We start from the raw sequence: 5746 nt of genomic DNA, 5'->3' as shown, positions 1-5746 counted from the left end.
TCTGTTCTGAAAACTGCGCGTTCGATGCGAATGCTGCACCGTTGCGGACGTGACATCGAATCAGGTGAGTTTTGGGCGGGAGCGGCTCGAACAGGAGCGCACGCCGATGGCCGAGAGCAGAGCCAGCCACCAGCCGCAGGGTGAGGAACAGCGCTGGGAGTTGGCCGTTGCGCGCCAGCGCGTGCTGCGCCCGCTGTTGGACAATCCTCACCGTACACGCGCCGAGGTCGAGGCCGCAGCGCGGCGACTGAACGTCCACACGGCAACGGTCTATCGGCTGCTGGCCCGCTACGCGGTCGGAGAGACCGCGCAGGCGGTCGTGACCGGGGTAGGGGGATGGAAACCCGGGCGGCCGCGGCTGCCGGCGCGCGTGATCGAGATAATCGACACGGCCATCGAACAACTGTTCCTCGACCGGCAGTCGATCACCAAGGCGCAGCTGGGGCGCGAGATCGCCCGGCGCTGCACCTCGCAGACCCTGAAACCGCCCTCGCGGTCGGTGATCAGCCGCCGGCTGCAACGGATCGGCGAGCGGGAGATGGCCCGCCGCCGCAAGGGGCCGGGTGCGGCTGAGGCGGCGACGATGCGGCCGGGAAGCCTGACGGTGACGCGGCCGAACGCGATCTGGCAGATCGATCATTCCCCGGCCGACGTCATCCTCGTGGATGCGGACTCGCGCGCGCCGATCGGCCGGCCCTGGGTGACCCTGGTCATCGACGTGGCATCCAGGGTGATCACCGGGCTCTATATCTCGTTGGATCCGCCGTCTGTCGTTTCGGTCGGCATGGCGCTGCAGCATGCAATCTTGGCCAAGGACGAGGCCCTGGCGGAGCGTGGGATATCCGCCGAGTGGCCGGCCTTCGGCCTGCCCGAGTTGGTTCATTCCGACAACGGCTCCGACTTTCGCAGCCGATCGTTTGCCCGGGCGTGCAGCAATCTGGGCATCGAGACGGAGCGTCGGCCCGTCGGCGCCCCCCGTTATGGCGGCCACATTGAGCGCCTGATCGGCTCGGTGATGAGCGAGATGCACCTGCTGCCAGGCGCCACTTTCTCCAACGTGGCCGCCCGCGGCGACTACGACAGCGATGCGGCCGCGGTCATGACGATAGACGAGTTTGAGGTCTGGCTCTGGCGCTTCGTCGCCGGCGACTACAATCGCCGGATCCACACGAGCCTCTCGGCACCGCCGTTGGAGACCTGGCGACGCCTATGCGCCGAACAGGCCGTCACGCCGCGACAACCCCTCGACCCCGAAGGCCTGTTGATCGCCTTCCTGCCGCGCATCTCGCGCACAATCACCCGCCAGGGGATAAGCTTCCACCATGTTCGCTATTACGAGCCCTTCCTGGGGCCGCTGTTCGACAGCGGCCAGCGCCGCGTCGAACTCGCCTATGATCCGCGGGATCTGTCGCGCCTGCTCATGGAGACGCCGCAAGGGGTCCGCGCGCTTCGCTATCGCAATCTCGCCCGCCCGCCCATGAGCCTGTGGGAGCTGCTCGCGGCGCGACGCCGGCTCCGCGCCGAAGGGCGAGCCCAGGTCGACGAGGCGGCCCTCTTTGCGGCTCGTGAAGCCAACCATGCCCTGGTGGCCACGGCAGCGAGCGAGAGCCGCCGGATGCGCCGCGAGTCCGTAAGGCGCGAGCGCCATCGGGCGGAGGTGAAGCAGGCTCCGATCGCGGAGGGCGATGCTTCGGCGGAGCCGCCCGATGCGGCCGCTCCGACAAGCCCGGCACCAGCGTTTGCCGTGGAGATCGAACCTTGGTGAGCGCGATAACCGAGACCTCGGGCCTGACGGCCGCGGCGCGCATCGATCTGGTGCTCTCCGATCGCTGGGTCGCATATCCACAAGGCCAGACGGCCTTGCAGCGCCTCGAGGAGCTGCTCCGTGGCGCCCAGCGGACACGGATGCCTTCGCTGCTCATCGTTGGCGACCCCGACATGGGCAAGACGACGATCCTGAGGAAATTCATGCGCGGTCGCGCGCCGACGTTCGATGCGGAGACCGGTCGATCGCAGATGGAGGTTGTGGCGATCGAGGCTCCGCCCGAAGCCGACGAGCTACGGCTCTACGGCATCATTCTGGACGCGGTTGGCGCGCCGACCCCCACCCGGCGGGCGATGGAGGCCGAGCGGGCCGTCCATGGTCAGCTGGAACGCCTGCGCACCCGGCTGCTGGTCATCGATGAAACCAACAACCTGATGATCGGTACGGGCGCCGCCCAGCGCAAGACGCTGGCCGCCCTGCGCCGGCTGTCCAACACGCTTTCGCTCTCGATGGCCTATTTCGGAACTTTGGAGGCCCTGAACGCCCTGACCTCCGACCCGCAGATCGAAGGCCGCGCCCAGCCCTTCCGGCTCTCGCGCCTGGCCAAGGACGAGACCTACGCCGCGATCGTGGCGGCCGTGGTCGGTCATTTCCCGCTCCGCATGAAGAGCCAGGTCGATGACGCCTTCGTCGGCGCCGTCCATGAGATCAGCGGCGGCAGTCCCGGCAAGACCTTCCGTCTGCTGAACGCCGCTGCCGTCGAGGCCATCGACAGCGGCCGCGAACGGATCACAGTTGAGAGCCTGCACGCCGAGGAGGTGGTCCGCCATGTGCGGACGGCGATGGCAATGCGCCGGGGCGCTCGCGTCCGGGCCGCGGCAGGGTGAGACTGCCCTATGCGCCGCGCCCGACCACGGGGGAGGGACTGTCGTCGTGGACGGCCCGGGTCGCGGCGCACAACTACGTCGATCTCCCAACCTTCTGGGCCTGGCTGGGGATAGGCCCGATCGACGATCTGCACCCCTCGCCAGGCACGCTCGAGACGCTGGCCGAGGTCGGCGGCATGGCGCCAGCGGCGATCGCTGATTTGTGCATCCCGCAGGCGCGCCGGTTGTCCTGGATGGCGGCGCTCGATGCGCAAGGTCGTCGCGGCGGCGCCTGTCCAGTCTGTTGCCGCGAGGCGGCCGCACGGGGGTGTGACCATTGGTGGCCGGCGCAGAGCCAGATGGTGTTCCAGGTGAGCTGTCCGATCCATCGCTGCGCCCTCGTGGACCTCGACGGCCTGGCGTTCGTATCGGCGGGCGTCCTGTTACAGTTGGCCCGACAGGGCGGAGCGGCGCTCGGCGTTGCGCGGACCGCGCGCGTGCTGGGCCAGCGCACGCTCGCCCTGGAATCGGCCCTGGCGCGCGCCTTGGCTGGCCTGGCCATCGGGCCCGGCTGGCGGGTCCGGTCGGCTCGGAGCCTGTTGCGGGCGAGCGAGATCCTGATCGACCTGGTGCTCTATAAAGAGTCGGGGCAGACGCCCTTCGCGTGGCTGTTCGAGCCCGAACGCATCGGCGGACCGTTCATCCTCAGCCTGCAGGCCTCTGACCCGGTCCAGGGGCTGGGCGCCCTGCAGGGCCAAAGCGCGCGGTCTCGCCGCAATGTTCTCTCGGCGCTGGCCGCGCTGCTGAGCCAACCGGCGCAGCTCGAAGGGGAGATCGCCGAGGTTCTGTCCTGGCGCACGGCGGCGGATCACCTGGGCCCCTTTCGGACGCTCGTCGATCATGTCGGCCGCGAGGGCCGACGCCGCCTCGAGATGGCCCTGCAACACCTGCCGGAGGCGATCGCTCTACCAGCGGCCGCAGCGCTGGCGGACGAGGCCGGGGGTGGCTTGCACAAACCCCTTGCCTTTCGGAACTATTATGAAAGAGGTTTGTGAAAGGCGGATCGTCTCTGTCCATATGGGCGCGGTCGGACCTTGCAAAAACGAGCGTTTGTGAAAGGGCTGGACATGCTGATCGGGTACGCCCGGGTCTCCAAGGGCGACGACCAGTCCACGGCCGCCCAGAGACGGGCGCTGAAAGACGCGGGCTGCGATCGATTGTTCGAGGAGGCGGCGAGCGGCGGGCGCTGGGATCGGCCTCAGCTACACCGGATGTTGGACCAACTGCGGTCCGACGACATTGTCGTGGTGTGGAAGCTCGATCGGCTGTCGCGCTCGCTGAAGGACCTGCTGCACATCCTGGAAAAGCTGGAGGTTGTCGGCGCCGGCTTCCGGTCGCTAACCGAAAGCATCGACACCACGACGCCCGCCGGCCGGATGATGATGCAGATGGTCGGCAGTTTCGCCGAGTTCGAGCGCGCCATGATCCGCGAGCGCACCAGCGCCGGCCTGGCGGAGGCTCGCGCGGCCGGACGCATCGGCGGCCGCCGCGCGAAGCTCACGCTCGGACAGCGGATTGACGTCGTCGAGAACGTGCTGTCGGGCCGCAGGTCCGCCGCCGAGATGGCCAGACTCTACAAGGTCAGCGAAGCCACGATCAGCCGCACCGTCGCCGCCGGCAGAGCACAGGGGTTAGTCGCAATGAATTCGAACCAAACCGTTATCTAAAGATGCGACTCGCATCGAATGCGAACACCGACACTTCCCGATTAAATTTCCGATTAAATTTCCGATAATGTTCATTATACGTTAAATATTCAATGTTTTCAATGACTTATGTTTTCTCAACCCCCTCCCCCGGGCGGCGGATAGTACGACATCCTAGGCTAGGCCGCGTCCGTTGAAGGCAAGGCTGCGCCACTAGCGGACTCTGGCGTCGATCCGGAAAGACGACGTTGGATTCCATACCGACAAGGCTGCGCTGAGCGGAATCGCAGCTAGATTGAGCCTTTCCGCTGGACATGTATGAAGGCCGCTAGAGCAGCACCTCGTTTGAAACTACTGGAGGCGCCGTCGGCCTAGGGCGCAGCAGGCGAGCTACCCGCGCCAACAACATCGCGTCGTTGAACGGCTTGGCGAGATAGTCTTTTGCACCTAGAGCGAGGGCTTCGCGAATGTCGTTTGGTGCATTGCGGGCCGTAAGCATCATCACTGGGATGTTGGCCACGGCCGGGCTCTTCCTGAGATGGCGTAGCACGCCAAAGCCGTCCAGCCGGGGCATGTTGACGTCCAGCACAATGGCGGCGGGCCGGGTGCTGTGGATGCCCTCCAGGGCCTCCCATCCATCGCGACCGAAACTGGTCTCGTAGCCGGCCAGGCCCAGCCGCGTGGTCAGAAGTTCCAGCAGGTTGCGGTCGTCTTCCGCGATGAAGATTCGCTTCGTGCGCGCGTTAGGCGGCATTTTCGATATCTCCCTCGAAGGACAGGGTGCGATTGATCTCCGCGATCAGCATGCGCGCATCCAGCGGCTTGGCGCACTCTAGCGAACAAACCTTGAGGTGAGCCCAGCATCGCCGCGGCGCGTTCCGACGCCGTCGCCGCCGAGGCGAGGCAGCAGGCCGCCTTGCTGGCCAGCGTGCGGGTCATCGCCGATGGCCAGGCCGCCCTGGCCGCCGCCACGCGCCGTCAGGCCGTGCTGGAGACCCGGACGGTGCCGCAGGCGAGCCAGGCGCTCGACTTGGCGCGGCAGGGCTTCGAGGCGGGCAAGTTTGGCCTGCTCGACGTCCTGGACGCACAGAACGCCCTGTCCGACGCCCAGAACGATCTCATCGAGGCGCGGCTCGCCCGCGTCCAGGCGCAGGCCGCGCTCGAACGCGCCGCCCGCTAGGAGCACCAGACCATGATCTCTTCCCAAACCCGCAACACCCTGATCTCCGCCGTGGCCGTCAGCGCCCTGGTCGCCGGCGGCGCCGGCCTGCTGGTCGGCCGCCAGATGGCCGCCAAGCCCGCCGCCACCGCCGAGAGCCACGAGGAAGGCGAAGGCCACGAGGCTAGCGCGGGCCTGACGATGGAGGCGGGCGACATCAGCGCCGCCGGCATCCGCCTGATCCGCGTCT

At 67.4% G+C, this 5746-nt stretch carries 6 protein-coding genes and 1 pseudogene; 6 read left to right on the top strand and 1 reads right to left on the bottom strand.

Features of this window, described 5'->3' with window-relative positions; all coding sequences use genetic code 11:
• Positions 1-106: 106 nt before the first annotated feature.
• The 4 genes from FCU40_RS22310 to FCU40_RS22295 are packed head-to-tail and all read left to right on the top strand — an operon-like array spanning position 107 to position 4358.
• Positions 107-1765: a Mu transposase C-terminal domain-containing protein gene (locus FCU40_RS22310; RefSeq protein WP_066680715.1), complete on the top strand. Its 1659-nt coding sequence runs from the start codon at positions 107-109 to the stop codon at positions 1763-1765.
• Positions 1762-2652 carry a TniB family NTP-binding protein gene (locus FCU40_RS22305; RefSeq protein WP_231732068.1) on the top strand — a complete coding sequence of 297 codons (891 nt, stop codon included), beginning with the start codon at positions 1762-1764 and terminating at the stop codon, positions 2650-2652. Before FCU40_RS22310 ends, FCU40_RS22305 begins: the two co-directional genes overlap by 4 nt.
• Complete coding sequence (locus FCU40_RS22300; RefSeq protein WP_066680710.1) at positions 2649-3686, top strand: TniQ family protein; 1038 nt, start codon at positions 2649-2651, stop codon at positions 3684-3686. Before FCU40_RS22305 ends, FCU40_RS22300 begins: the two co-directional genes overlap by 4 nt.
• A 57-nt stretch (positions 3687-3743) precedes the next feature.
• Complete coding sequence (locus FCU40_RS22295; RefSeq protein ID WP_241693689.1) at positions 3744-4358, top strand: recombinase family protein; 615 nt, start codon at positions 3744-3746, stop codon at positions 4356-4358.
• Between the two features lie 307 nt (positions 4359-4665).
• Here FCU40_RS22295 and FCU40_RS22290 read toward each other — a convergent pair whose 3' ends face one another.
• The gene (locus FCU40_RS22290; protein WP_168077986.1) at positions 4666-5091 is read right to left on the bottom strand and encodes a response regulator; all 426 of its coding nucleotides are present in this window, start codon (positions 5089-5091) and stop codon (positions 4666-4668) included.
• Positions 5092-5199: 108 nt separating this feature from the next.
• Between FCU40_RS22290 and FCU40_RS22285 the strand changes: the two genes are divergently transcribed.
• A complete protein-coding gene (locus tag FCU40_RS22285) occupies positions 5200-5517 on the top strand; it encodes a TolC family protein (protein ID WP_168077988.1) in 318 nt (105 codons plus the stop codon).
• Between the two features lie 12 nt (positions 5518-5529).
• A pseudogene (locus FCU40_RS22280) lies at positions 5530-5746 on the top strand (efflux RND transporter periplasmic adaptor subunit); the annotation flags it as partial.

The organism is Caulobacter sp. SSI4214 (assembly GCF_012184455.1).
GTDB classification, from domain to species: Bacteria; Pseudomonadota; Alphaproteobacteria; order Caulobacterales; family Caulobacteraceae; genus Caulobacter; species Caulobacter vibrioides_E.
Note: the sequence above shows the minus strand (reverse complement) of the source record. Positions and strands in the feature narration are given on the sequence as shown.

Excerpts from the sequence above, each read along its gene's own strand:
- FCU40_RS22310 (WP_066680715.1), top strand. The coding sequence starts at position 107 with ATGGCCGAGAGCAGAGCCAGCCACCAGCCGCAGGGTGAGGAACAGCGC.
- FCU40_RS22290 (WP_168077986.1), bottom strand. The coding sequence starts at position 5,091 with ATGCCGCCTAACGCGCGCACGAAGCGAATCTTCATCGCGGAAGACGAC.